General features: G+C 71.9%; 26 protein-coding genes. 18 read left to right on the top strand and 8 right to left on the bottom strand.

All coding sequences use genetic code 11. From position 1 onward, the window contains the following. Positions 1-30: 30 nt before the first annotated feature. Positions 31-768 carry a Mut7-C RNAse domain-containing protein gene (locus tag AB0D45_RS07215; RefSeq protein WP_361597093.1) on the bottom strand — a complete coding sequence of 246 codons (738 nt, stop codon included), beginning with the start codon at positions 766-768 and terminating at the stop codon, positions 31-33. A 64-nt stretch (positions 769-832) separates the two neighbouring features. Beyond that, positions 833-1,249: a helix-turn-helix domain-containing protein gene (locus tag AB0D45_RS07210; RefSeq protein ID WP_361597096.1), complete on the bottom strand. Its 417-nt coding sequence runs from the start codon at positions 1,247-1,249 to the stop codon at positions 833-835. A 160-nt stretch (positions 1,250-1,409) separates the two neighbouring features. Between AB0D45_RS07210 and AB0D45_RS07205 the strand changes: the two genes are divergently transcribed. After that, positions 1,410-2,312, top strand: a complete 903-nt coding sequence (locus AB0D45_RS07205) for an NADP-dependent oxidoreductase (RefSeq protein WP_362455812.1) — start codon at positions 1,410-1,412, stop codon at positions 2,310-2,312. Between the two features lie 273 nt (positions 2,313-2,585). On the opposite strand, the gene AB0D45_RS07200 is transcribed toward AB0D45_RS07205, so the two are convergent. Beyond that, complete coding sequence (locus AB0D45_RS07200) at positions 2,586-3,158, bottom strand: TetR/AcrR family transcriptional regulator (RefSeq protein ID WP_362455742.1); 573 nt, start codon at positions 3,156-3,158, stop codon at positions 2,586-2,588. 94 nt (positions 3,159-3,252) lie between these two features. On the opposite strand from AB0D45_RS07200, the gene AB0D45_RS07195 reads away from it, so the two are divergent. Then, positions 3,253-3,855 carry a DUF2867 domain-containing protein gene (locus AB0D45_RS07195; protein ID WP_362455741.1) on the top strand — a complete coding sequence of 201 codons (603 nt, stop codon included), beginning with the start codon at positions 3,253-3,255 and terminating at the stop codon, positions 3,853-3,855. Positions 3,856-3,935: 80 nt separating this feature from the next. On the opposite strand, the gene AB0D45_RS07190 is transcribed toward AB0D45_RS07195, so the two are convergent. Then, a complete protein-coding gene (locus AB0D45_RS07190; RefSeq protein WP_007264729.1) occupies positions 3,936-4,373 on the bottom strand; it encodes a hypothetical protein in 438 nt (145 codons plus the stop codon). A gap of 337 nt (positions 4,374-4,710) precedes the next feature. On the opposite strand from AB0D45_RS07190, the gene hemL reads away from it, so the two are divergent. From hemL to AB0D45_RS07155, 7 genes are all read left to right on the top strand, one after another. Then, positions 4,711-6,033 carry a glutamate-1-semialdehyde 2,1-aminomutase gene (hemL, locus tag AB0D45_RS07185; RefSeq protein WP_362455739.1) on the top strand — a complete coding sequence of 441 codons (1,323 nt, stop codon included), beginning with the start codon at positions 4,711-4,713 and terminating at the stop codon, positions 6,031-6,033. Next, positions 6,030-6,704 carry a histidine phosphatase family protein gene (locus AB0D45_RS07180; RefSeq protein WP_361597108.1) on the top strand — a complete coding sequence of 225 codons (675 nt, stop codon included), beginning with the start codon at positions 6,030-6,032 and terminating at the stop codon, positions 6,702-6,704. Before hemL ends, AB0D45_RS07180 begins: the two co-directional genes overlap by 4 nt. Positions 6,705-7,079: 375 nt before the next feature. Next, positions 7,080-7,724 carry a TlpA disulfide reductase family protein gene (locus AB0D45_RS07175; protein ID WP_361597111.1) on the top strand — a complete coding sequence of 215 codons (645 nt, stop codon included), beginning with the start codon at positions 7,080-7,082 and terminating at the stop codon, positions 7,722-7,724. A gap of 4 nt (positions 7,725-7,728) precedes the next feature. After that, positions 7,729-8,508 carry a cytochrome c biogenesis protein CcdA gene (locus tag AB0D45_RS07170; protein WP_362455738.1) on the top strand — a complete coding sequence of 260 codons (780 nt, stop codon included), beginning with the start codon at positions 7,729-7,731 and terminating at the stop codon, positions 8,506-8,508. 13 nt (positions 8,509-8,521) lie between these two features. After that, positions 8,522-10,264, top strand: coding sequence for a cytochrome c biogenesis protein ResB (locus AB0D45_RS07165; protein ID WP_362455736.1), 1,743 nt, complete (start codon positions 8,522-8,524; stop codon positions 10,262-10,264). After that, complete coding sequence (gene ccsB / locus AB0D45_RS07160) at positions 10,261-11,352, top strand: c-type cytochrome biogenesis protein CcsB (protein ID WP_362455735.1); 1,092 nt, start codon at positions 10,261-10,263, stop codon at positions 11,350-11,352. Before AB0D45_RS07165 ends, ccsB begins: the two co-directional genes overlap by 4 nt. Before the next feature lie 25 nt (positions 11,353-11,377). Further along, complete coding sequence (locus AB0D45_RS07155) at positions 11,378-11,881, top strand: SRPBCC domain-containing protein (RefSeq protein ID WP_361597123.1); 504 nt, start codon at positions 11,378-11,380, stop codon at positions 11,879-11,881. Positions 11,882-11,883: 2 nt separating this feature from the next. Here AB0D45_RS07155 and AB0D45_RS07150 read toward each other — a convergent pair whose 3' ends face one another. Continuing rightward, entirely contained in the window at positions 11,884-12,351 is a 468-nt protein-coding gene (locus AB0D45_RS07150; protein WP_362455733.1) for a MarR family transcriptional regulator, read from the bottom strand. A gap of 112 nt (positions 12,352-12,463) precedes the next feature. Here AB0D45_RS07150 and AB0D45_RS07145 point away from each other — a divergent pair, with 112 nt between their 5' ends. Next, complete coding sequence (locus tag AB0D45_RS07145) at positions 12,464-12,829, top strand: cupin domain-containing protein (protein WP_362455731.1); 366 nt, start codon at positions 12,464-12,466, stop codon at positions 12,827-12,829. 34 nt (positions 12,830-12,863) lie between these two features. On the opposite strand, the gene AB0D45_RS07140 is transcribed toward AB0D45_RS07145, so the two are convergent. Next, positions 12,864-13,196, bottom strand: coding sequence for a PLD nuclease N-terminal domain-containing protein (locus AB0D45_RS07140; RefSeq protein ID WP_362455730.1), 333 nt, complete (start codon positions 13,194-13,196; stop codon positions 12,864-12,866). Between the two features lie 90 nt (positions 13,197-13,286). Between AB0D45_RS07140 and AB0D45_RS07135 the strand changes: the two genes are divergently transcribed. Genes AB0D45_RS07135 through mqnP form a run of 3 tightly spaced genes read left to right on the top strand, consistent with a single transcriptional unit; the run spans position 13,287 to position 16,140 of the window. Then, complete coding sequence (locus tag AB0D45_RS07135) at positions 13,287-14,744, top strand: menaquinone biosynthesis decarboxylase (RefSeq protein WP_125595376.1); 1,458 nt, start codon at positions 13,287-13,289, stop codon at positions 14,742-14,744. Further along, positions 14,741-15,220, top strand: coding sequence for a hypothetical protein (locus tag AB0D45_RS07130; protein WP_362455728.1), 480 nt, complete (start codon positions 14,741-14,743; stop codon positions 15,218-15,220). The genes AB0D45_RS07135 and AB0D45_RS07130 overlap by 4 nt, the downstream gene beginning before the upstream one ends. Next, the gene (gene mqnP, locus AB0D45_RS07125) at positions 15,217-16,140 is read left to right on the top strand and encodes a menaquinone biosynthesis prenyltransferase MqnP (protein ID WP_362455726.1); all 924 of its coding nucleotides are present in this window, start codon (positions 15,217-15,219) and stop codon (positions 16,138-16,140) included. Before AB0D45_RS07130 ends, mqnP begins: the two co-directional genes overlap by 4 nt. Here mqnP and AB0D45_RS07120 read toward each other — a convergent pair. Then, positions 16,137-16,742, bottom strand: a complete 606-nt coding sequence (locus AB0D45_RS07120; protein ID WP_362455724.1) for a rhomboid family intramembrane serine protease — start codon at positions 16,740-16,742, stop codon at positions 16,137-16,139. The two genes, mqnP and AB0D45_RS07120, sit on opposite strands and share 4 nt — an antisense overlap. 89 nt (positions 16,743-16,831) lie before the next feature. Here AB0D45_RS07120 and AB0D45_RS07115 point away from each other — a divergent pair, with 89 nt between their 5' ends. Next, positions 16,832-17,503, top strand: coding sequence for a UbiX family flavin prenyltransferase (locus AB0D45_RS07115; protein ID WP_361597149.1), 672 nt, complete (start codon positions 16,832-16,834; stop codon positions 17,501-17,503). Positions 17,504-17,514: 11 nt separating this feature from the next. Here AB0D45_RS07115 and AB0D45_RS07110 read toward each other — a convergent pair whose 3' ends face one another. Beyond that, positions 17,515-17,649, bottom strand: a complete 135-nt coding sequence (locus AB0D45_RS07110) for a hypothetical protein (RefSeq protein ID WP_361597152.1) — start codon at positions 17,647-17,649, stop codon at positions 17,515-17,517. A gap of 121 nt (positions 17,650-17,770) precedes the next feature. Between AB0D45_RS07110 and AB0D45_RS07105 the strand changes: the two genes are divergently transcribed. From AB0D45_RS07105 to AB0D45_RS07090, 4 genes are all read left to right on the top strand, one after another. Further along, on the top strand, positions 17,771-18,226 hold the full coding sequence (locus AB0D45_RS07105; protein ID WP_344151061.1) for an Lrp/AsnC family transcriptional regulator: 456 nt from the start codon (positions 17,771-17,773) through the stop codon (positions 18,224-18,226). 61 nt (positions 18,227-18,287) lie between these two features. Then, positions 18,288-19,451 carry an aminofutalosine synthase MqnE gene (gene mqnE / locus AB0D45_RS07100; protein WP_361597156.1) on the top strand — a complete coding sequence of 388 codons (1,164 nt, stop codon included), beginning with the start codon at positions 18,288-18,290 and terminating at the stop codon, positions 19,449-19,451. A gap of 102 nt (positions 19,452-19,553) precedes the next feature. Next, a complete protein-coding gene (locus AB0D45_RS07095; RefSeq protein ID WP_361597159.1) occupies positions 19,554-20,078 on the top strand; it encodes a GNAT family N-acetyltransferase in 525 nt (174 codons plus the stop codon). Positions 20,079-20,157: 79 nt separating this feature from the next. After that, positions 20,158-20,466: a DUF4229 domain-containing protein gene (locus AB0D45_RS07090; protein ID WP_361597162.1), complete on the top strand. Its 309-nt coding sequence runs from the start codon at positions 20,158-20,160 to the stop codon at positions 20,464-20,466. Positions 20,467-20,624: the final 158 nt, after the last annotated feature.

The following is a 20,624-nucleotide window of genomic DNA, read 5'->3' as shown; positions in this document are numbered from 1 at the left end:
CTGCCAGCCGGGAGCGGCCGCCGCAGGGCGCTACACCGGGGCGCCGTTGCCGAATTCGGCCAGGGCGTCGTCCACGATCCGTTCCAGGCGCGAGTGGTGGGCGCCGCGCCAGTAGACGCGTTCGCAGTCGGTGCACTGCGCGAAGACGTCGTACGAGCGCTGCGTGCCGTGCTCCAGCCGGTCGCCGACGCTGTCCTTGTCCGCTTCCCGGAGCGGGCCGTTGCAGGCCGTGCAGCGGGTCCAGGGGGTGAGCTCGGGTGCGAACCGGCTGAGTACGTCCCGCAGTTGTTCGTCCGGGTTGTCGCTGTAGACGTACGCGCCGGCGAAGATCTCGCGGCGGCGCAGCAGGCCGCGGTCGCGGGAGAGCAGGACGCGCTGCTCGGCGGCGGAGCGGGTGGCGAGGGCGGGGTCGCCGATGTCCTCGTTCTCGTAGGCGGCGTCGACGCCGAGCAGGCGCAGCCGGCGGGCGAGGGTGCCGAGGTGGACGTCGAGGAGGAAGCGCAGGGGGGCGCCGGCGATCCGCTGGGGCCGGTCCACGCCGAACACCTCGACCGTCTGGCCCGCTTGGGGCACGTACGAGACGGGGACCTCCTGGCCGTCGACGACCAGGCGGCCCACCTCGGTGAGGGGGACGCCGGCGGATTCGACGACGTGTCCGATGCTGGAGGCGCCGTCGGTGGCGGTCGGTACGCGGTCCGCGCGCCGGCTGGGCGGGGCGAAGAGGCGCAGTTCGGGGGCGAGGGTGAGCTGAATGCCGGGACCGTTCACGGTCCCAGCATGCCATCGGGGGCCCGGCGGCGCCGCCGAATTCGGTGGTTCCGGGTGGAGGGGGTCAGGTGGTGGCGGTGGCCTGGTCATAGGCCTCGCGGTGGGCACTGACCTCGTCGAAGTGGTTCTCGGCCCACTTCTTGACGGAGGAGAGGAGGCAGCCGAGGCTGCCGCCGAGTTCGGTGAGGCGGTAGTCGACGCGGACGGGGACGGTCGGGGTGACGGTGCGGGTGACGATGCCGTCGCGTTCGAGGGAGCGGAGGGTCTGGGTGAGCATCTTCTGGCTCACGCCGGGGATTTTGCGGCCCAGTTCGCTGTAGCGCATGGAGCCGGTTTCGGCCTCGCCGAGGGCGCTGAGGACGAGGCCGACCCACTTGTCGCTGATGCGGGCGAGGAGCTGGGTGGTGGGGCAGTCCCTGACGAAGGCGTCGTAGGCGGCGCGGGCCTCTTCGCGCAGGGCGGCGGCGGTGCGGGTGGCCATGGTTGCCCACTTCCGGGTCGGGTACGCACTCCGAAGTGCGTACTTTCGAAAAGAGAGTACCTCTCCCTAGGTTAGTGGTCATCGGGAACGGCTGACCGGGACCGAACGAGACCTGACGAACGGGGAGAGAGACATGAGCGAGCAGCAGCGGACCCGCGGCATGCGGGCAGCGGTGGTCACCACCTTCGGCGGGCCGGAGCGGGTGGAGCTGGCCGAGGTGGCGGTTCCCCAGCCGGCGGCCGGCCAGGTCCGCGTCCGGGTCCGGGCGGCCGGGCTGAACCCGGTGGACGGCGCCGTCCGCGCCGGCGTCTTCGGCGGGGCCGGACAGCGGCTCGGGCTCGGCTGGGACGTGGCGGGCGAGATCGACGCGGTCGGCCCCGGGGTGGACGGCTGGGCGGAGGGCCGCAGGGTGGTCGGGCTGCACTACGGCCCGGTGAAGCCGCTCGGGACGCACGCCGAGTACGTGGTGCTGGACGCCTCGGCGGTGGCGGCGGCCCCCGCATCGGTGGACGACACGGCCGCGGCGGCGCTCCCGCTGAGCGGGCTGACCGCCGCCCGCGCGGTGGACCTGCTGGGGCTCGCCCCGGGCGACTCGGTCCTGATCACCGGCGCGGCCGGTGTGGTCGGCGGCCTCGCGGTCCAGCTGGCCGCGCGGGCGGGCCTGGTGGTGACGGCCCTCGCGGGCGAGGGGGACGAGGAGTTCGTACGCTCCCTGGGCGCGGCCGGGTTCGTGCCGCGCGGGTCGGCTCCGGCGGAGCCGGTCGACGGGGTCCTGGACGCGGCGGTGCTGGGGGAGACGGCGCTGGGCTTCGTCCGCGAGGGCGGTGCGTACGTGGGCCTGATCCCGGGCGCGGCGCCGGCCGCGGAGCGGGGGATCCGGGTGGAGGAGCAGGAGGTCGCCCCGGACGGCGCCCTGTTGGCCCGGCTGTCCGCCCTGGTCGACGCCGGCGCGCTGACGCTCCGCGTGGCGGGCACCTTCGACCTCTCCGAGGCCGCCAAGGCCCACACGGCCCTCGCCACCCCGGGCACCCGAGGCCGCCTGATCCTGACCGTGTCCCCCTGAACGCACCGCTCGCACCGCTCAGCGCCGGCGCGCTTCCCGGGCTTCGCGCCGCTGCGCCGGACTCCGTCCGTCGACCGGCCGGGCGGGGTCACGGGCCGGGGCGGGTACCGACGGTCGCCTACGGGTGGCGTGCCGCTGCGCGGGGTCCGGGGCGGAGTCCCGGGGAACGGTGGAAGGGCGGGTAGGGGATCTCCGGCTCCGCGCAGCGCCACACCGCCCGCACCGGGGCCCGGTGGCCCGACGGGCGGCGGGTGGGGCTGGGCGGTGGAGGGGTTACGGCGGTGGGGGGCGGAGGAGCCAGTGGCGGGTGAGGGCCAGCATGTCGGCGGGGCTGCGTCCGCCGTGGTCGACGGCGATGAACCGGCCGCCGATCCGCAGGGAGAACGCCATCAGGCAGCGGACCTCCACGTCGTCCGGGTCCGGGCAGAACGCGCCGAACAGCTCCCGCAGGTAGTCCATCCTCCGGTTGTCGACACGGCGCAGCCGCGCCGCGACGGCCGCGTCGCGCCGGGCCCAGTCGCGGACCGCCAGGTCGACCGCCGTCCCCCGCACCGGCCCGTCGGCCGACTCCTCGACGATGGTGAACAGCCGCTCCAGCTTGGCCCGCGCGTCACCGCCCGCGCCCTCGGTCTGCTGGATCACCCCGTCCGCGACCTCGTGTTCCCACGTGTCGAGCATCTCCTCCAGCAGCGCGTCGCGGTTGCGGAAGTACCCGTAGAAGCCGCCCTTGCTGACGCCGAGCGCCTGCGCCAGCGCCTCGACGCGGACGGCGTCCGGGCCGCCGGCGGCGAGGGCGCGCAGGCCCTGCTCGATCCACTTGCCGCGGGGCGTGCGGGCGGTGGCCATGGTGTGTCTCCCGTCACGTGCCGATGATCTGTACGGGTGCGTACAGACAGGTCTAGCCTCATCTATACGGCATCGTATAGATGAGGGGCACGCCATGAAACTCCCCAGTTCCGCCCACACCTCCCGGCCCTGGCGGATCCACGAGATCGCAGGCGACTTCCAGCTCGAGGACGTGTGGGCCCTGCCCACCCCGGGCGGCCCGGACGACCTCGCGCGGCTGGTGGCCCAGTTCGCGCAGGGCCCCAGCCAGACCTCCGGGATCTCCGCCCCCGCCTACCGGATCCTCTTCGCCGTCCGCTGGAAGCTCGGCGCGCTGCTCGGCTGGGACAAGCCCGGCGACGGCGTCGGCGGCCGGGTGCGCTCGCTGCGGGAGCGGCTGCCGGCGGACCTCGCCGAGGGGCCGCAGGGCCCCGACCTCCAGGCGCTCCCCTTCACCTCCGTCTACCAGACGCACGACGAGTGGGCCGCGGAGATGGGCAACAAGACCGTGCACGGGATCATGCACATCGGCTGGGTGCCGGACGGGCGGGGCGGCCACCGCGGCCAGATGGCCGTCCTGGTCAAGCCCAACGGGCTGCTCGGCCTCGTGTACATGGCCGCCATCAAGCCCTTCCGCTACCTGGGCGTGTATCCGGCGCTGATCAAGGCGATCGGCCGCCAGTGGCAGGAGAACGCCGCCGCGCGCGACGCGGCCTGACGCCCCGCCCCGACCTGACGCCCCGGCCTGACGCCCCGGCCTGACGCCCCGGTCTGACGCCCCGGCCGGCGCGGCCCGCCTCAGGGCCAGACGAGGCAGTACGCCTGGTGGCCGTTCTCGTGGAGGCGGTGGGAGAAGTCCTGCCATTCGTGCAGCAGCTGGTAGACGTTGAAGGCGTCGCGCGGGCCGCCCCGGTCGGGGACCGTCGACCAGATGAACGCGGCCGCTCCCACCGACTCCTCGCCCACCCCGCGCAGCGGGTCGACCACCGTCATCGGCAGCTTGACCACCGCGTAGTCGGGGTGCAGGACGACCAGTTCCAGCGGGGGCACCTTGTGCAGCGGTATGCCCTCGATGCCGGTCAGGACCATCGCGGCCATCGTCTCCGGCTTGATCTTGGTGAACATGCCGCCCATGCCGAGCTCGTCGCCGCCCAGTTCCTCGGGCCGCATCGTCTGCGGCACCCGCGCGGCCGTCGCGCCGTCGGGGGCGCCGAAGTACTTGTACGTCACTCCCATACCGCGGCCCTTGGGCAGGCCGCCGGTGTCGTCCGCGTCGTCCGCCGCCGCGTCGGCCTCGCCGCCCGGCGCACGGGGCAGCCCCGGTACGGGATCGACGGCCTCGGCGCCGCGCCGCCGGTGCCTGCCGCGTCGGCGGGCTTCGCGGGCGCGCTGCGGGTCGAGGCCGTCCGTACCCTCGCCCGGTCCACCACCGCGTTGCATATCTCCACCCGACACGTATTGCCTGCCCCGGCCCCGCGGCCCCCGCCACGCAGCCTGATCATCATGGCAGTGACCTCCCCCGCGGCGGCGCGGTGAAACGCCCGTCCGCAAGTCTGTCGCGGCCTCTGAGACCATGGCTGGTGTGAGCTACCCGTACCCGTATGAAGCCCCAGTTTCGCAGACGCTCTTCGAGCGCGCGTCCCTCGTGACCCCCGGCGGCGTGAACTCTCCCGTACGCGCCTTCCGTGCCGTGGGCGGTACGCCCCGGTTCATGGTGTCCGGTACCGGTCCCTACCTGACCGATGCCGACGGGCGTGAGTACGTCGACCTGGTCTGCTCGTGGGGGCCGATGATTCTCGGCCACTCCCACCCCGAGGTGATCGAGGCGGTGCAGGCGGCCGTCGCCCGCGGCACCTCCTTCGGCACGCCCGGTGAGGGCGAGGTCGCCCTCGCCGAGGAGATCGTGGCCCGTATCGAGCCCGTCGAGCAGGTGCGCCTGGTGTCCTCGGGCACCGAGGCGACCATGTCGGCGATCCGGCTGGCCCGGGGCTTCACCGGCCGCGCCAAGGTCGTGAAGTTCGCCGGCTGCTACCACGGACACGTCGACGCGCTGCTGGCCGCCGCCGGTTCCGGCCTGGCCACCTTCGCCCTGCCCGACACCCCCGGGGTGACGGGCGCGCAGGCCGGCGACACGATCGTGCTCCCCTACAACGACCTCGACGCCGTCCGGGCCGCCTTCGCCGCGCACCCCGGCGAGATCGCCTGCGTGATCACGGAGGCCGCGCCGGGCAACATGGGCGTCGTCACCCCCGGCGAGGGTTTCAACCAGGGCCTGGCCGACCTGTGCCGCGAGAACGGCGCGCTGTACATCTCGGACGAGGTGATGACCGGATTCCGTACCTCCCGCGCCGGCTGGTACGGGGTGGACGGGGTCAAGCCCGACCTGATGACCTTCGGCAAGGTCATGGGCGGCGGCTTCCCGGCGGCGGCGTTCGGTGGCCGCGCGGACGTCATGGGGCACCTGGCCCCGGCCGGCCCCGTCTACCAGGCGGGCACGCTCTCCGGCAACCCGGTCGCCACCGCCGCCGGCCTCGCGCAGCTGCGGCTGCTGGACGGGGCGGCGTACGACAAGGTCGACGCGGTCTCGAAGGAGATCCAGGGCCTGGTGACGGCGGCGCTGAGCAAGGAGGGCGTGGCGCACCGGCTGCAGACCGCCTCCAACATGTTCTCGGTGTTCTTCACCGCGGACCCGGTCCGCAACTACGACGACGCGAAGAAGCAGGAAGGGTTCCGCTTCAACGCGTTCTTCCACTCGATGCTGTCGCAGGGCGTCTACCTGCCGCCGTCGGCGTTCGAGTCCTGGTTCGTGTCCACCGCTCACGACGAGCGGGCCGTCGAGCGCGTCGCGGCCGCGCTGCCGGCCGCCGCGCGTGCCGCCGCGGAGGCGAGCGCATGAGCGACATCACCGTCGTCCACGTGATGCGGCACGGCGAGGTGCACAACCCGGACGGGGTCCTGTACGGGCGCCGCTCCGGCTACCACCTCTCCGAGCTGGGCCGGCAGATGGCCGACCGGGTCGCCGAGCACCTCCAGGGCCGGGACGTCACGTACGTGGTGGCCTCGCCGCTGGAGCGGGCGCAGGAGACGGCCGCGCCGATCGCGAAGGTGCACGGCCTGGAACTGGCCACCGACGGCCGGCTGATCGAGGCCGGCAACGTCTTCGAGGGCAAGACCTTCGGCGTCGGTGACGGGGCGCTGCGCAAGCCGGGCAACTGGAAGCACCTGACGAACCCGTTCAAGCCGTCGTGGGGCGAGCCGTACGTCGAGCAGGTCGTACGGATGATGAGTGCGATCGAGGCGGCGAGGGACGCGGCGCGCGGGCACGAGGCGGTGGCGGTCAGCCACCAGCTGCCGATCTGGATCGTACGGAGCTTCGCGGAGCGGCGGCGGCTGTGGCACGACCCGCGGCGGCGGCAGTGCACGCTGGCGTCGCTGACGTCGTTCACGTACCAGGGCGACAAGCTGGTGTCGGTCGGGTACAGCGAGCCGGCGCGGGACCTGGTGCCGGCGCATCTGCTGGCGGGCGCCAAGCCGGTGAAGGGCAAGTCGAAGGCGTTCGGGGCGTAGCCCCGGGCCCCGGACCCGGCGGGGCGGTCCCGGGGGCGGGGTGCGGGGCCGTGGGCGCCGCTGCGCGGGGCTGGGTTCCCCTACCCGCCCTTCGCCCGTTCCCCGGGGCTGCGCCCCGGATCCCGCGGGGCTGTGCCCCGGATCCCGCGGGGCTGCGCCCCGGATCCCGCGGGGCTGCGCCCCGGATCCCGCGGGGCTGCGCCCCGGATCCCGCGGGGCTGCGCCCCGGACCCCGCGGGGCTGCGCCCCGGACCCCCGCGCCTCGAACGCCGGCGGGGCTGGAGGCCGCCGGGTTGGGTTTGAGGTTGACCTGGGGGTTCATGGGGCGCTGGGGGGTGCGGAAGATCCGCAAATCGGTCATGCGAAACTTTTCACATGAGCCTTAGCCGCGCGCGTGACCGTCGAACCAACCGCCGCTCGACCAGCGGCCGCGCCGTCCTGCTGACCGCGATCACCCTCGCGAGTGCCCTGACCCTGTCGGCCTGCGGTGATTCCGGCAGCGGAGGCAAGCCGGCCGGTTCCGGCGGGGGGAACTACGTGACGGGCCCCAGCGGCATCTCCACCGTCGCCAAGGCCGACCGCACCGACGCCCCCAAGCTCGACGGGGACACCGTCGACGGCAAGACGCTCGACACCACCGCCCTCAAGGGCAAGGTCGTCGTCCTCAACGTCTGGGGCTCCTGGTGCCCGCCCTGCCGCGCCGAGGCCCCGTACTTCGCGAAGGTCTCCAAGGAGATGGCCGACGCCGGCAAGGACGTCGCCTTCGTCGGGATCAACACCCGCGACAACAGCAAGCAGAACGCCGCCGCCTTCGAGGAGAACTTCGGGATCACCTACCCGAGCCTCTACGACCCGGACGGCAAGCTGATGCTCCGCTTCCCCAAGGGCACGCTCAACGCGCAGTCCATCCCCTCCACGATCGTCCTCGACAAGCAGGGCAGGATCGCCGCCCGCACCCTCGTCGCGGTCAACGAGGAGCAGCTGCGCTCGATGATCGACCCGCTCCTCGCGGAGCAGTGAGCGCGTGGACCCGCACCTCCTCCTCGCCGCCGAGGCGACCGGCGTGAACACCACGGTCCTCAGCGGCGCGCTCCTGCTGGCCCTGCCGATCGCGCTGCTCGCCGGGCTGGTGTCGTTCTTCTCCCCCTGCGTGCTCCCGCTCGTGCCCGGCTACCTCTCCTACGTCACCGGCGTCAGCGGTGCCGACCTCGCCGAGGCCCGGCGCGGGCGGATGCTGGCGGGCGCGAGCCTGTTCGTCCTCGGCTTCACCGCCGTCTTCGTCTCGACGGGCGCGCTCTTCGGCCAGTTCGGCGACGTCTTCCAGGGGGAGAACAAGGAGATCGTCACCCGGGTCATGGGCGGTCTGGTGATCCTGCTCGGCCTGTTCTTCATGGGGGCGATCCCGGGGCTGACCATGCGGGAGTTCCGCTTCCACAGGAAGCCGACGGCCGGCCTGCTCGGGGCGCCCGTGCTCGGCGTGCTCTTCGGCATCGGCTGGACCCCGTGCATGGGCCCCACCCTCGCCGCCGTCAACACGCTCTCCATCGACCAGGCCAGTGCCGGGCGCGGCGCACTGCTGATGGTGGTCTACTGCTTGGGCCTCGGCCTCCCCTTCATCCTCGCGGCGATCGCCTTCCGCAAGGCGCTCGGGGCGTTCGGATGGGTCAAGAAGCACTACGCGTGGGTGATGCGCATCGGCGGCGGCATGCTGATCGTCACCGGTCTGCTGCTCGTCACGGGACTGTGGGGCGGCATCGTCAACGAGATGCAGAGCTGGACGAACGGCTTCACGGTGGGGATCTGAGGACTACACGGACATGAGTACGACCGACAAGGCGCCCGCCGAGGCGCCGAACGACTCCGGCACGCCCAACGACTCCGGCGGCACGCCGAACGACTCCGGCACGCCGCACGACGACGCCGCAGCCGGAGCGCAGCTCTCCACCGCCCCCGTCGAGGACGGCGCGGCCACCCCCGTCGGCATCGGGGTCACCGGCTGGATCCGCTGGTTCTGGCGCCAGCTCACCTCCATGCGGGTGGCGCTGATCCTGCTCTTCCTGCTCTCCCTCGGCTCCATCCCCGGCTCCCTCGTCCCCCAGACGCAGGTCGACCCGATGAAGGTCGCCCAGTGGAAGAAGGACCACCAGTTCTGGGTGCCGGTCGCCGAGAAGCTCCAGCTCTTCGACGTCTACAGCTCGGTGTGGTTCTCCGCGATCTACATCCTGCTGTTCGTGTCGCTGATCGGCTGCATCGTCCCGCGCACCTGGCAGTTCGTCGGCCAGCTCACCGGCCGCCCGCCGGGCGCGCCGCGCCGCCTGGAGCGGCTGCCGGCGTACGCGGCGTGGCGTACGGAGGCCTCCCCGGACGAGGTGCTCTCCGAGGCGAGGACCCTGCTGCGCAAGCGGCGCTTCCGTACGGAGCCGGTCGGCGATGCCGTCGCCGCCGAGAAGGGCTACCTGCGCGAGGCCGGGAACCTGGCCTTCCACATCGCCCTGATCGTGCTGCTGGTGGCCTTCGCGGCCGGGCAGCTCTTCAAGTCCGAGGGCGGCAAGCTCGTCCTGCGCGGCAAGGGCTTCGCCAACACGCTCACCCAGTACGACGACTTCAAGTACGGCAGCCTCTTCTCACCGGACAGCCTGCCGCCGTTCTCGTTCACCCTGGACCGGTTCGACGCGACGTACGAGAAGAGCGGCCCGCAGAAGGGCACCCCGCGCGACTTCAAGGCGTACGTCACCTACAGCGAGGGCGCGCACGGCCGGCCGAAGCAGGCCGAGATCGAGGTCAACAAGCCGCTGGAGATCGACGGCTCCAAGGTCTTCCTGCTGGGCCACGGCTACGCGCCGGTCATCTCGGTGTCCGACCCCTCCGGCAAGGTGATCTACAAGGACGCCGTGCCGATGCTGCCCTTCGACGCCAACCTGAGTTCCTCGGGCGCGGTCAAGGTCCCGGACGGCTACCGCAACAAGAACGGCGACAAGGAGCAGCTCGGCTTCAACGCCATGTTCGTGCCGACCTTCGCCGGAGCCGGCAAGGGCACGATGCTCTCGCAGTTCCCCGCCCTGGACTTCCCGGTCCTCGCCCTCAGCGCCTACCACGGCAGCCTGGGTGTGGACGCGGGCCTGCCGCAGAACGTGTACCAGCTGAACACCTCCAAGATGCAGGAGTTCAAGAACCCCGAGGGCGAGCTGTTCAAGCAGCGGCTGCTGCCGGGCGAGACGATGACCCTGCCGGACGGCGCGGGCACCGTGAAGTTCGAGGGCATCGAGCGCTGGGCCACCTTCTCGGTCACCCAGCAGCCCGGCAACGGGCTGGCCCTCGCGGGTGCGGTCGTCGCCATCGGCGGTCTGGCCGCGTCCCTGTTCATCCAGCGCCGCCGGATCTGGGTCCGTGCGGTCCGGGGCGAGGACGGCCTGACCGTCGTGGAGATGGCGGGCCTGGGCCGCAGCGAGTCGGCGAAGCTGCCGGAGGAGCTGTCGGTGCTCTGCGCCGCCCTGTACGAACGGGCGCCGAGCCCCGTGCAAGCCGTAACCACAGAGGAAGAAGAGGGGGAGCGCGCATGACGACGCTGCTCGCGGCGGCGACGAACGAGAGCCTCGCCGATCTCAGCAACAAGCTGGTGTACGCGTCGATGGCGGTCTACACGCTCGCCTTCCTCGCGCACATCACCGAGTGGGTCTTCGGCAGCCGCAGCAAGGTGGGCCGTACGGCCGCCGCGCTGACGGCGCCGACGGCCGCGGCCGGTGCGGCGCCCGCCGTGCGGGTGCGGACCAAGGGTGGCGCGACGGCCGTCCTCGACAGGCCGGAGGTCGTCACCCGCTCCGCGTCCGGCACCCGGGACGTCCCCGACGGCCCCGGCGCGGCGGGCGGCACCGAGCAGGGCGACCTGTACGGGCGCATCGCGGTCTCGCTGACCGTGCTCGGCTTCCTCATCGAGGCGGCCGGCGTGGTCGCCCGCGCGATGTCGGTGCAGCGGGCCCCCTGGGGCAACATGTACGAGTTCTCGGTGACCTTCTCCACGGTCGCGGTCGGCGCGTACCTGATGCTCCTGGCGCTGAAGAAGAACGTCCGCTGGCTCGGCCTGATCCTGGTCACCACCGTCCTGCTGGACCTCGGCATCGCCACGACCTGGCTGTACACCGCCAGTGACCAGCTGGTGCCGGCCCTGCACTCGTACTGGCTGTGGATCCACGTCTCCACCGCCATCTTCTGCGGCGCCGTCTTCTACATCGGCGCGGCCGGCGCGGTCCTCTACCTGTTCCGCGACAGCTACGAGAGCCACCTGGAGGCCGGCCGCACCCCGGGCCGGTTCCGGACCTCGGTGCTGGAGCGGCTGCCCTCGGCGGCCTCGCTCGACAAGTTCTCCTACCGGATCAACGCGGCCGTCTTCCCGCTGTGGACCTTCACCATCGTCGCGGGCGCCATCTGGGCGGGCGACGCCTGGGGCCGCTACTGGGGCTGGGACCCGAAGGAGGTCTGGTCCTTCGTGACCTGGGTGGCGTACGCCTGCTACCTGCACGCGCGGGCCACGGCGGGCTGGAAGGGCCGCAAGGCCGCCTATCTGGCGCTCTTCGCCTTCGCCTGCTGGATCTGGAACTACTACGGCGTGAACATCCTGCTCAGCGGCAAGCACTCGTACGCGGGCGTCTGACCCGCCGGAGTGGGACGCTGGTGGTATGTCTCCTGTGAGCCATGCCACCAGCGAGCCGCACGGCTCCGGCCGCTGGACCATCCGCTTCGAGATGCACCTGCCGTACGGCTACCAGGCCCTGTGGCCCGCCGTGACGACGCCGGACGGGCTGCGCGGCTGGCTGGCGGCGGCGGACGTGCTGGAACGCCGGCTCGGCGGGGCCGTCACCCTGCGCTGGCTGAACACCGGCACCACGGTGTCCGGGCACGTCACGGCCTGGGACACCGAGCGGGTCGCCGAGTACACCGTCTCCGAGCACGGCCGGATCCGCTTCCACCTGGAGGCGGTGGGCACCGACTCGACGGTGGTCCGCTTCCTGAACGAACGCGGCGGCTCCGCGCAGGAGCGCCTCGACTGCCTGGCCGGCTGGCACGACCACCTCGAACGGCTGGAGGCCGCGTTGGCCGGGCATCCGACCGACTGGGCGGCCTGGACCGACGCCCGCTGGGGCGAGCTGCGCGCCTCCTACGCGTCCTTCTCGCGGACGTAGGCTCACCACACCGGCCGCAGCGGCGGCAGCCCCCCGTCCCCGTGCAGGGCGCGGATGACGCGCGCCAGCTCCCCCCGCAGCGCGGCGAGGTCGGCCCGTGCGGCCAGCTCGGCCTCCAGTTGGTGCAGGACCCGCCCGGCGGTGGCCAGGTGCCGGTCGGCGGCCGGGGTGAGGACCACCAGTTTGCGGCGTCCGCCGCCGGGGTGCGGTTCGCGCCGGACGTAGCCGCGCTTCTCCAGGTCGTCCACGATCTGCCCGGCGGCCTGCTTGGTCACCCCGAGCCGTTCGGCCAGCTCGCTCGCGGTGGCGCCGGGTCCCTTGAGGGCCTGGAAGGCCATGCCGTGCAGGGGGCGCAGGTCGGCGTAGCCCTCATCGGCGAGGCGCCGGGTGAACTCGCCGAGCATCAGCTGGAAGCCGATCCCGAGGAGGAAGGTCAGCTCGGTGCCGGGGTTCTCTTCTGCGGAGGTCACGCGTCCATGGTGCCACAGGCGAGTAAAGCCCCTTGACTCGCTTGAGTAAAGGGTCTTTACTCACATGCATCCGCACGCCGCACCGCCAACGGAAGAGGACACCACCGTGCACGTGATCAGCGTTTCCCCCGAGAACGTCACCGCCACCCCGAACGCCACCATGACCGGCCTCGCCGCCCCCAGCCGCGGCAGCTCCGAACTCGCCACCTGGCACGTCGACATGGCCGCCGGCGCCACCGGCCCCGAGCACACCGTCAGCCGCGAGCAGGTCTGGCTGCTCACCGCCGGCTCCCTGGAGGTCAGCTGCGACGGCCGCACCGAGAAGGTGTCCGCCGGCCAGACCCTCGTCCTGCCGCCGGACGTGCTCCGCCGGATCCACGCCCCCGAGTCCTTCGAGGCGTACGTCGCCATGCGCGCGGACGGTGTGGTCTCGGTGCCCGGCACCGAGGGCACCCGCGTCCTGCCGTGGGCGCAGTGACCGGCCCGGGCCGCACCCCCCGGCGGCGGGGCTGCTAGTCCTTGTCCGTGCCGGGCTCGCCCTTGCCGCCGTCCCCGTCCTTCTTCCGCTCCTGCTCCTCGCGCAGGGACTTCAGGAACTCCGGGTTGTCGTCGGGCGCCACCCACTGCGTGCGGCGGGCACGCCCCCCGCCACCGCCGCCGACCACGGAGCGCTTGCGGCCCGCGAAGAGCCACACCACCGGGCCGACGATCGAGAACAGCAGGATGATCAGCACCCAGACCGTCTTGGGGAGGTGCTTGACCTCCTCCTCCGGGGTGTTCAGGCAGTCGATGAAGGCGTAGATGGTCAGCGCGATGATCAGCAGGAACGGCAGATAGCGCAGCACGGTGTGGGACCGACTCCCGGGAAGTGGCGACGGGCCCGCGCGGGGCCCCGGTGACGGTTCCAGGGTATGGGGTGACGGATACTGGGCTCCATGGCTTACGACGATCTCCGCTCGCTGCTCCGGGCTCTGGAGCGGGAGGGCGACCTCAAGCGCATCAAGGCCGAAGTCGACCCGTACCTGGAGGTCGGGGAGATCGTCGACAGAGTGAACAAGGCCGGCGGCCCGGCCCTGCTCTTCGAGAACGTCAAGGGCTCGGCGATGCCGCTCGCCATGAACGTCTTCGGGACCGACCGCCGTCTCCTGAAGGCCCTCGGCCTGAAGTCGTACGGCGAGATCAGCGAGAAGATCGGCGGCCTGCTCAAGCCCGAACTGCCCCAGGGCTTCATCGGCGTCCGCGAGGCCTTCGGCAAGCTCGGCTCGATGGTCCACGTACCGCCGAAGAAGGTGAAGGGCGAGTCCGCGCCCGTCCAGGAGGTCGTCCTCACCGGCGACGACGTCGACCTGGACCGACTGCCGGCCCTCTTCACCTGGCCCAAGGACGGGGGCTCCTTCTTCAACCTGGGCCTCACCCACACCAAGCACCCCGAGACCGGCGTGCGCAACCTCGGCCTCTACCGGCTCCAGCGCCACGACAAGCGCACCATCGGCATGCACTGGCAGATCCACAAGGACAGCCGCAACCACTACGCCGTCGCCGCCGCCCGCGGCGAGCGGCTGCCGGTCGCGATCGCCTTCGGCTGCCCGCCGGCCGTGACGTACGCGTCCACCGCGCCGCTGCCGGGCGACATCGACGAGTACCTCTTCGCCGGCTTCGTCGCGGGCAAGCGGATCGAGATGGTCGACTGCAAGACGGTCCCGCTCCAGGTCCCGGCCAACGCCGAGGTCGTCATCGAGGGCTGGCTGGAGCCGGGGGAGATGCTCCCCGAGGGCCCCTTCGGCGACCACACCGGCTTCTACACGCCGCAGGAGCCCTTCCCCGCGCTGAAGATCGACTGCGTGACGATGCGGAAGCGCCCGCTGCTCCAGTCGATCGTCGTCGGCCGGCCGCCGACCGAGGACGGCCCGCTGGGCCGCGCGACGGAGCGTTTCTTCCTGCCGCTGCTCAAGATCATCGTCCCGGACATCGTGGACTACCACCTCCCCGAGTCGGGCGGTTTCCACAACTGCGCGATCGTCTCGATCGACAAGAAGTACCCCAAGCACGCGCAGAAGGTCATGCACGCCATCTGGGGCGCCCACATGATGTCGCTGACCAAGCTGATCATCGTGGTGGACAAGGACTGCGACGTCCACGACCTGCACGAGGTCTCCTGGCGGGCTCTCGGCAACACCGACTACTCCCGCGACCTGACCGTGGTCGAGGGGCCGGTGGACCACCTGGACCACGCCTCCTACCAGCAGTTCTGGGGCGGCAAGGCGGGCATCGACGCGACGAAGAAGCTGCCGGAGGAGGGCTACACCCGCGACGGCGGCTGGCCCGACATGGTCGAGTCCGACCCGGCGACCGCCGCCCTCGTGGACCGCCGCTGGAAGGAGTACGGCCTGTGAGCACCATCGGCGTGACCGGCCCCGAGCTGTTCATCGGGGACCCGGAGACCTACGTGGCCCTCGTGCGCCCGCAGATCGACCCGTCCGACCCCGATGTCCGGGAGGCCGCCGAGCAGGCGGGCGTGAGCCCCGAGGAGTTCGCCGGCTCCGGCGACGTCTGGGCGCTGATGTGGGAGCAGGGGGAGGACGGCGGCGGTGGCGGCTTCGAGCTGCCCGGCCTGCGGGACGCGGACGCCGACGACTTCGCGGAGCGCCTGCTCGCCGAGCTGGCGTTCGCCGCGGCCGAGCCGTTCACCGTCGAGGCGGGCCCGGTGCTGAGCCTGGAGGGCCGCCCGTCCGGGGAGTTCTGCGCCTTCCTGGCCCGGATCACCCCGCCGGAGGGCGAGGAGGTGCCCCCGCTCACCCTGGAGATCGCCCCGGAGGCGGTGGGCACCCTGCGCGCCGACCTGGAAGCGTTCCGCAGGAGCCTCGTATGACCTCCGCCGCCGAAGCCCTTCCGGGACCCGGGCCCGCCCCGGAGGCCACCGGCAAGGTGAAGGCCTTCCTGCGCCTCGTGATGATCGAGCACTCGGTCTTCGCGCTGCCCTTCGCGTACATCGCCGCCCTCACGGCCATGTTCCGGCTCGACGGGCGCATGCACTGGAAGGAGCTGCTGCTCGTCACCGTCTGCATGGTGGGGCTGCGGACCTTCGCCATGGCCGCGAACCGGATCATCGACCGCGAGATCGACGCCCGCAACCCCCGCACCGCCGGCCGCGAACTGGTCACCGGCGCCGTGTCGGTCCGCTCCGCATGGACCGGCGCGGGGATCGCGCTGGTGGTCTTCCTCGGCTCCGCCGCCCTGCTGAACCCGCTGTGCCTGGCGCTGGCGCCGGTCGCGGTCGTGCCGATGGTGGTCTACCCGTACGGCAAGCGCTTCACGGACTTCCCGCACGCCATCCTCGGCCTGGCCCAGGCCATGGGCCCGGTCGGGGCCTGGCTGGCGATCACGGGGGAGTGGTCCTGGGACGCGGCCGTCCTCGGCCTCGCCGTGGGCGTGTGGATCGGCGGCTTCGACCTGATCTTCGCCTGCCAGGACGTGGCGGCCGACCGCGCGGAGGGCGTCCGCTCGGTCCCGGCCCGCTTCGGCGTCCCGGCGGCCCTGTGGGGCGCCCGCGGCGCGCACGTGGTCACGACCGGCCTGCTGGCCTGGTACGCCGTTCTCACCGACGCGGGGGTCCTCTTCTGGACCGGCCTGCTGATCGTGGTGGCGGCCTTCCTCTACGAGCACACCATCGTCAAGCCGCACGACCTGTCCCGCCTGAACCGCGCCTTCTTCACGGTCAACGGCTTCATCGGGATCGCCCTGTTCGTGTGCGCGCTGGCCGACCTGGTGGTGCGGGGCCTGGCCTTCTAGGCGGCCAGGGCCTGCCGGGGCGCCGGGCGGCGGTAGTACACGGCCGTCGCCACGCCTGCGGCGAGGCCGATGAGGTGGGCGTACCAGGCGATGCCGGAGTCCGTGGGCAGGATGCCCGTGAATATCGTTCCGCCCCACACCCCGGCGACCACGAGGCCCACCGCCACGTTCAGCGGCTTGCGTTCGACGAAGCCGCGGACCACCACGTAGCCGAAGAGGCCGAAGACCAGGCCCGAAGCTCCGGCTCCGATGGTGTTCGGCGGGGCGACCAGCCAGGAGCCGATCCCGTCGGCCAGCATGATCAGACCGCTGACGGCGAGGAACCGGCGTATGCCGCTCAGCGCCGCGATGAAGCCGAACACGAGCAGCGGGATGCTGTTGGACGCCACGTGGTCGAAGCCGAAGTGCAGGAACGGGCACGCGACGATGCCGACCAGGTGCTCCGTGTCCCGGGGCCTGATCCCGTACTGGTCGAGGGAGTGCCCGGTGGCGTAGTCGACCGCCTCGATCGCCCACAGCAGCGCCACCCAGCCCAGCATCAGCTGCGCGGCGGCCTTGGCGCGGTCCGTTCTGCTCCAGGCCGGCTCGGTCGACGTGCTCATGGTGGTTCCCCCTCGTGCCGTCCCACCCTCTGGGACGTGCGCACACCTTACCGAGTGCCCTCGCGCCGTGGCCGGATAGTCTCGGAGGTATGACTGACGGCAAGCGCACCCCGTGGGTGGTCGGGGTTTCCGGGGCGTCCGGGACGCCGTACGCGGCGGCGGTGATCCGGGGGCTGCTGGCGGCGGGCGAGAGTGTCGACCTGGTGGTCAGCCGGGCTTCGCGGCTCACCCTGCTGGACGAGACCGGGATCGCGTTCCGGGACGCGCACTGGCGCGCGGACCTCGAGGAGTGGCTGGGCCGCGGCGCCGACGGCAAGCCGGGGACCTTCGAGGGGTTCGACGTCGCCGGCGTGCGCCACTGGGGCGCCGGGGACCTGGCGGCCGGGCCGAGTTCGGGTTCGTACCCCGTCAAGGGGATGCTGATCGTCCCGGCCTCCACCGCCTGTGTGGCCGGTGTGGCGCTCGGGCTGTCGAAGGACCTGCTCCAGCGCGTCGCGAGCGTGACGCTCAAGGAGCGGCGCCGGCTGGTGGTCGCGGTGCGGGAGACCCCGCTGAACGGACAGACGCTGAGGCATCTGGTGGCGCTGGACGAGGCGGGCGCGGTCGTGCTGCCCGCCTCTCCGGCGTTCTACGCGGGCGCGACGCACATCCAGGACCTCGTGGACTTCGTCGCGGGGCGGGTGCTCGACGCGGCGGGTGTGCCGCACGGGCTGTACCGCCGTTGGGAGGGGGAGCTTGGCAGCGCCCGCCCCCGTGAGTAGCGGCAGCGCTGTCAGCGCTTCTTGGTGCTGCCCGGGCGACGGGTCTTGTCGACGCGGTGGGCGGCGGCGGGCTGGTCGGTGCGGGATCGGTTGGCCAGCTCCTGGAGCTGTCGCATGTGCGCGTAGGCCATCTCGATCGTGTACACGGTGAACCACTCCTGAAGATCGTCATTGATCTGTTGAAAGATTCACAGGGTGTTGACCCTGTGCGCCTTTGATTCTATACCTAAACTTGCAGGATCGCCGAATAATGGAAGGCTCCACGTAATGGACACGGTGGACAGGCAGCTCATCCAGGCACTCCGTGAGAACGGTCGCGCCTCATACGCCGAGCTGGGCCGTCTCGTGGGCCTCTCCGGCCCCAGCGTCACCGACCGCATCAACCGGCTGGAGTCGGCCGGTGTCATCACCGGCTACCGCGCGACGGTGGCCGCCGCCGAGCTCGGACTCGGCGTCACCGCGCTGATCGGCATCTCCCTCTCCGACGCCGCCGACCACGAGGACGTGGCGCGCCGGCTGCGCGACCTCGCGGAGATCGAGGACTGCTGGTTCATCGCGGGCGACGACTCGTTCATGCTCAAGGTCCGCGCCAGCGACGTCGACGGTCTGGAGAAGATCATCCGCAAGCTGTCGGGCACCAAGGGCGTCTCCCGCACCCGCACCACCATCGTGCTCTCCACCAAGTGGGAGAACCGGGTCGGCGAGCTGCCCGAGGACGCCTGAGAGTACGGTGGGTGGCGGTTGCAGACAGGTCTGGACAGGGACAGGTAGAGGAGACACCGGCATGGACGCGGGGCTCAAGCGCGAGCTGGAGGAGAAGGTCCGCTCCGGCGAGCGGCTGACGCGGGAGGACGGCATCGCCCTCTACGCCTCGGACGACCTGGCCTGGCTGGGCGGTCTCGCCCACGAGGTGCGCACGCGCAAGAACGGCGACGTGGTCCACTTCAACGTCAACCGCCACCTCAACATGACGAACGTGTGCACCGCCTCCTGCGCGTACTGCTCGTTCCAGCGCAAGCCGGGCGAGAAGGACGCGTACACGATGCGCATCGAGGAAGCCGTCCGCCTGGCCAAGGCCATGGAGAACGAGAACCTCACCGAGCTGCACATCGTCAACGGCCTGCACCCCACCCTGCCGTGGCGGTACTACCCGCGCTCGCTGTCCGCCCTGAAGGAGGCGCTGCCGAACGTCTCGCTGAAGGCGTTCACGGCGACCGAGATCCACCACTTCGAGACGATCTCGGGCCTGTCGGCCTCCGAGATCCTCGACGAGCTGATCGAGGCCGGCCTCGAATCGCTCACCGGCGGCGGCGCGGAGATCTTCGACTGGGAGGTCCGCCAGCACATCGTCGACCACGCCACCCACTGGGAGGACTGGTCGCGCATCCACCGCCTGGCGCACGAGAAGGGCCTCAAGACCCCGAGCACGATGCTCTACGGGCACATCGAGGAGCCCCGCCACCGGGTGGACCACGTGCTGCGGCTGCGCGAGCTCCAGGACGAGACCGGCGGCTTCCAGGTCTTCATCCCGCTGCGCTACCAGCACGACTTCGTGGACATGCAGGACGGCAAGGTCCGCAACAAGCTCCAGGCGCGCACGACGATGGCGACGGGCGCCGAGGCGCTGAAGACCTTCGCGGTCTCCCGGCTGCTCTTCGACAACGTGCCGCACGTCAAGGTCTTCTGGGTGATGCACGGCGTGCAGACCGCCCAGCTCGCGCTCCAGCACGGCGCGGACGACATGGACGGCTCGGTGGTCGAGTACAAGATCACCCACGACGCCGACAACTACGGCACCCCGAACAAGCTGGGCCGCGACGACCTCCTGGAGCTCATCCGAGAGGCGGGCTTCCGCCCGGTCGAGCGCAACACGCGCTACGAGATCATCCGCGAGTACCCCGGCCCGGACGCCTCGCTGCGCGAGACCCCGCAGGCCATGCGCGTCTGACCCCGCGTCCGGCACCGCCGCCGCGGAAGCCCCGGCCCCCGTTCACCGGCGGGCCGGGGCTTTCCCGTTCCCCGACGTCTGCGTAATGGGTACGATAGGCCAATGACCCTTACCTTCACGTTCGATCCGGTCGTCGACCCCGCCCTGCGCGAGGGCATCGCGCAGCTGTGGACCGAGGTCACCAACGCCGGCGGCGCGGTCGGCTTCGTCCCGCCCGTCACCGTCGACGACATCCGCCCCGCCCTGGTCAAGCACCTCGTCGCGATGGCCGAGGGCCGCCACCGGCTGCTGGTCGGGCGCGACGCCGGGGGCGCGGTCCAGGCCGCCGCCTTCCTCGCCTTCGAGGCGCACCCGTTGCGCAAGCACTGGGTCTGGGCGTACACGGTCATGGTCAGCCCCGCCCTCCAGGGCCGCGGCGCCGGGCGGGAGCTGATGGCCGCCCTCGCCGACGCGGCGCGCACGCTGGAGGGGATCGAGGCCATCCGCCTCGAGTGCCGCGGCGGGGCCGGGCTGGAGCACTTCTACGCGGCGTGCGGCTACAAGGAGGTCGGCCGCGTCCCCGACGCCATCCGCGTGGCCCCCGGCGACGACCGCGACGACATCACGATGCTGCTGCCGCTGCACTGACCCCACCGGGCCGCGACGGGGGCCCGGCGTGCTTCACTGGACGGGCACGTGCCGACGTAGGAGAGAGGAAGGGGTCACCGTGTCCCTCAAGCCGAGCGCGACGATCCGCTACACCGCGATGCGCCTGGGCATCTTCGTCGCATGCCTGGTGCTCGTCGCCGTCCTGGTCAACCTGGGCTGGTTCCCGGCCGGGCTGGGTGACGCCAACTTCGCCTGGGTCGTGCTGCTCGCGCTGGTGATCTCCGCGCCGCTGTCCTTCGTACTGCTGCGCAAGCAGCGCGACGAGATGTCCGCCCAGATCTCCGGACGCGTCGCGGATGCGAAGCAGAAGCTCGCCGCGAACCGCAGCCAGGAGGACGCGGCCGACGACGCCGCCCGCGTCGCCTGAGGGGCGCGGGCCGGCCCCGCCGGTCGCCTTCCTCACAGCCGCCCCGCGGCCGTCCGTCCACCGATACGCCCCGGCGCCGGGAACTCCCCCCGCGACGCCGGGGCTTCGGCGTTTCCGGGGCCGCGACGCCGGGCGGATCGACCTCCGCGTGATCGGTG

Origin of the sequence: Streptomyces sp. NPDC048352 (assembly GCF_040651895.1) — a bacterium.
Classification (GTDB): domain Bacteria; phylum Actinomycetota; class Actinomycetes; order Streptomycetales; family Streptomycetaceae; genus Streptomyces.
Note: the sequence above shows the minus strand (reverse complement) of the source record. Positions and strands in the feature narration are given on the sequence as shown.

Coding starts and splice junctions, on each gene's coding strand:
- AB0D45_RS07205 (WP_362455812.1), top strand. CDS start 1,410: ATGCGGGCAGCGGTGGTCACCACCTTCGGCGGGCCGGAGCGGGTGGAG.
- mqnP (WP_362455726.1), top strand. CDS start 15,217: ATGACCTCCGCCGCCGAAGCCCTTCCGGGACCCGGGCCCGCCCCGGAG.
- AB0D45_RS07115 (WP_361597149.1), top strand. CDS start 16,832: ATGACTGACGGCAAGCGCACCCCGTGGGTGGTCGGGGTTTCCGGGGCG.
- AB0D45_RS07190 (WP_007264729.1), bottom strand. CDS start 4,373: ATGGGAGTGACGTACAAGTACTTCGGCGCCCCCGACGGCGCGACGGCC.
- AB0D45_RS07120 (WP_362455724.1), bottom strand. CDS start 16,742: ATGAGCACGTCGACCGAGCCGGCCTGGAGCAGAACGGACCGCGCCAAG.
- AB0D45_RS07175 (WP_361597111.1), top strand. CDS start 7,080: ATGAGCCTTAGCCGCGCGCGTGACCGTCGAACCAACCGCCGCTCGACC.
- ccsB (WP_362455735.1), top strand. CDS start 10,261: ATGACGACGCTGCTCGCGGCGGCGACGAACGAGAGCCTCGCCGATCTC.
- AB0D45_RS07195 (WP_362455741.1), top strand. CDS start 3,253: ATGAAACTCCCCAGTTCCGCCCACACCTCCCGGCCCTGGCGGATCCAC.
- AB0D45_RS07105 (WP_344151061.1), top strand. CDS start 17,771: ATGGACACGGTGGACAGGCAGCTCATCCAGGCACTCCGTGAGAACGGT.
- AB0D45_RS07135 (WP_125595376.1), top strand. CDS start 13,287: ATGGCTTACGACGATCTCCGCTCGCTGCTCCGGGCTCTGGAGCGGGAG.
- mqnE (WP_361597156.1), top strand. CDS start 18,288: ATGGACGCGGGGCTCAAGCGCGAGCTGGAGGAGAAGGTCCGCTCCGGC.
- AB0D45_RS07165 (WP_362455736.1), top strand. CDS start 8,522: ATGAGTACGACCGACAAGGCGCCCGCCGAGGCGCCGAACGACTCCGGC.
- hemL (WP_362455739.1), top strand. CDS start 4,711: ATGGCTGGTGTGAGCTACCCGTACCCGTATGAAGCCCCAGTTTCGCAG.
- AB0D45_RS07210 (WP_361597096.1), bottom strand. CDS start 1,249: ATGGCCACCCGCACCGCCGCCGCCCTGCGCGAAGAGGCCCGCGCCGCC.
- AB0D45_RS07155 (WP_361597123.1), top strand. CDS start 11,378: ATGTCTCCTGTGAGCCATGCCACCAGCGAGCCGCACGGCTCCGGCCGC.
- AB0D45_RS07095 (WP_361597159.1), top strand. CDS start 19,554: ATGACCCTTACCTTCACGTTCGATCCGGTCGTCGACCCCGCCCTGCGC.
- AB0D45_RS07180 (WP_361597108.1), top strand. CDS start 6,030: ATGAGCGACATCACCGTCGTCCACGTGATGCGGCACGGCGAGGTGCAC.
- AB0D45_RS07200 (WP_362455742.1), bottom strand. CDS start 3,158: ATGGCCACCGCCCGCACGCCCCGCGGCAAGTGGATCGAGCAGGGCCTG.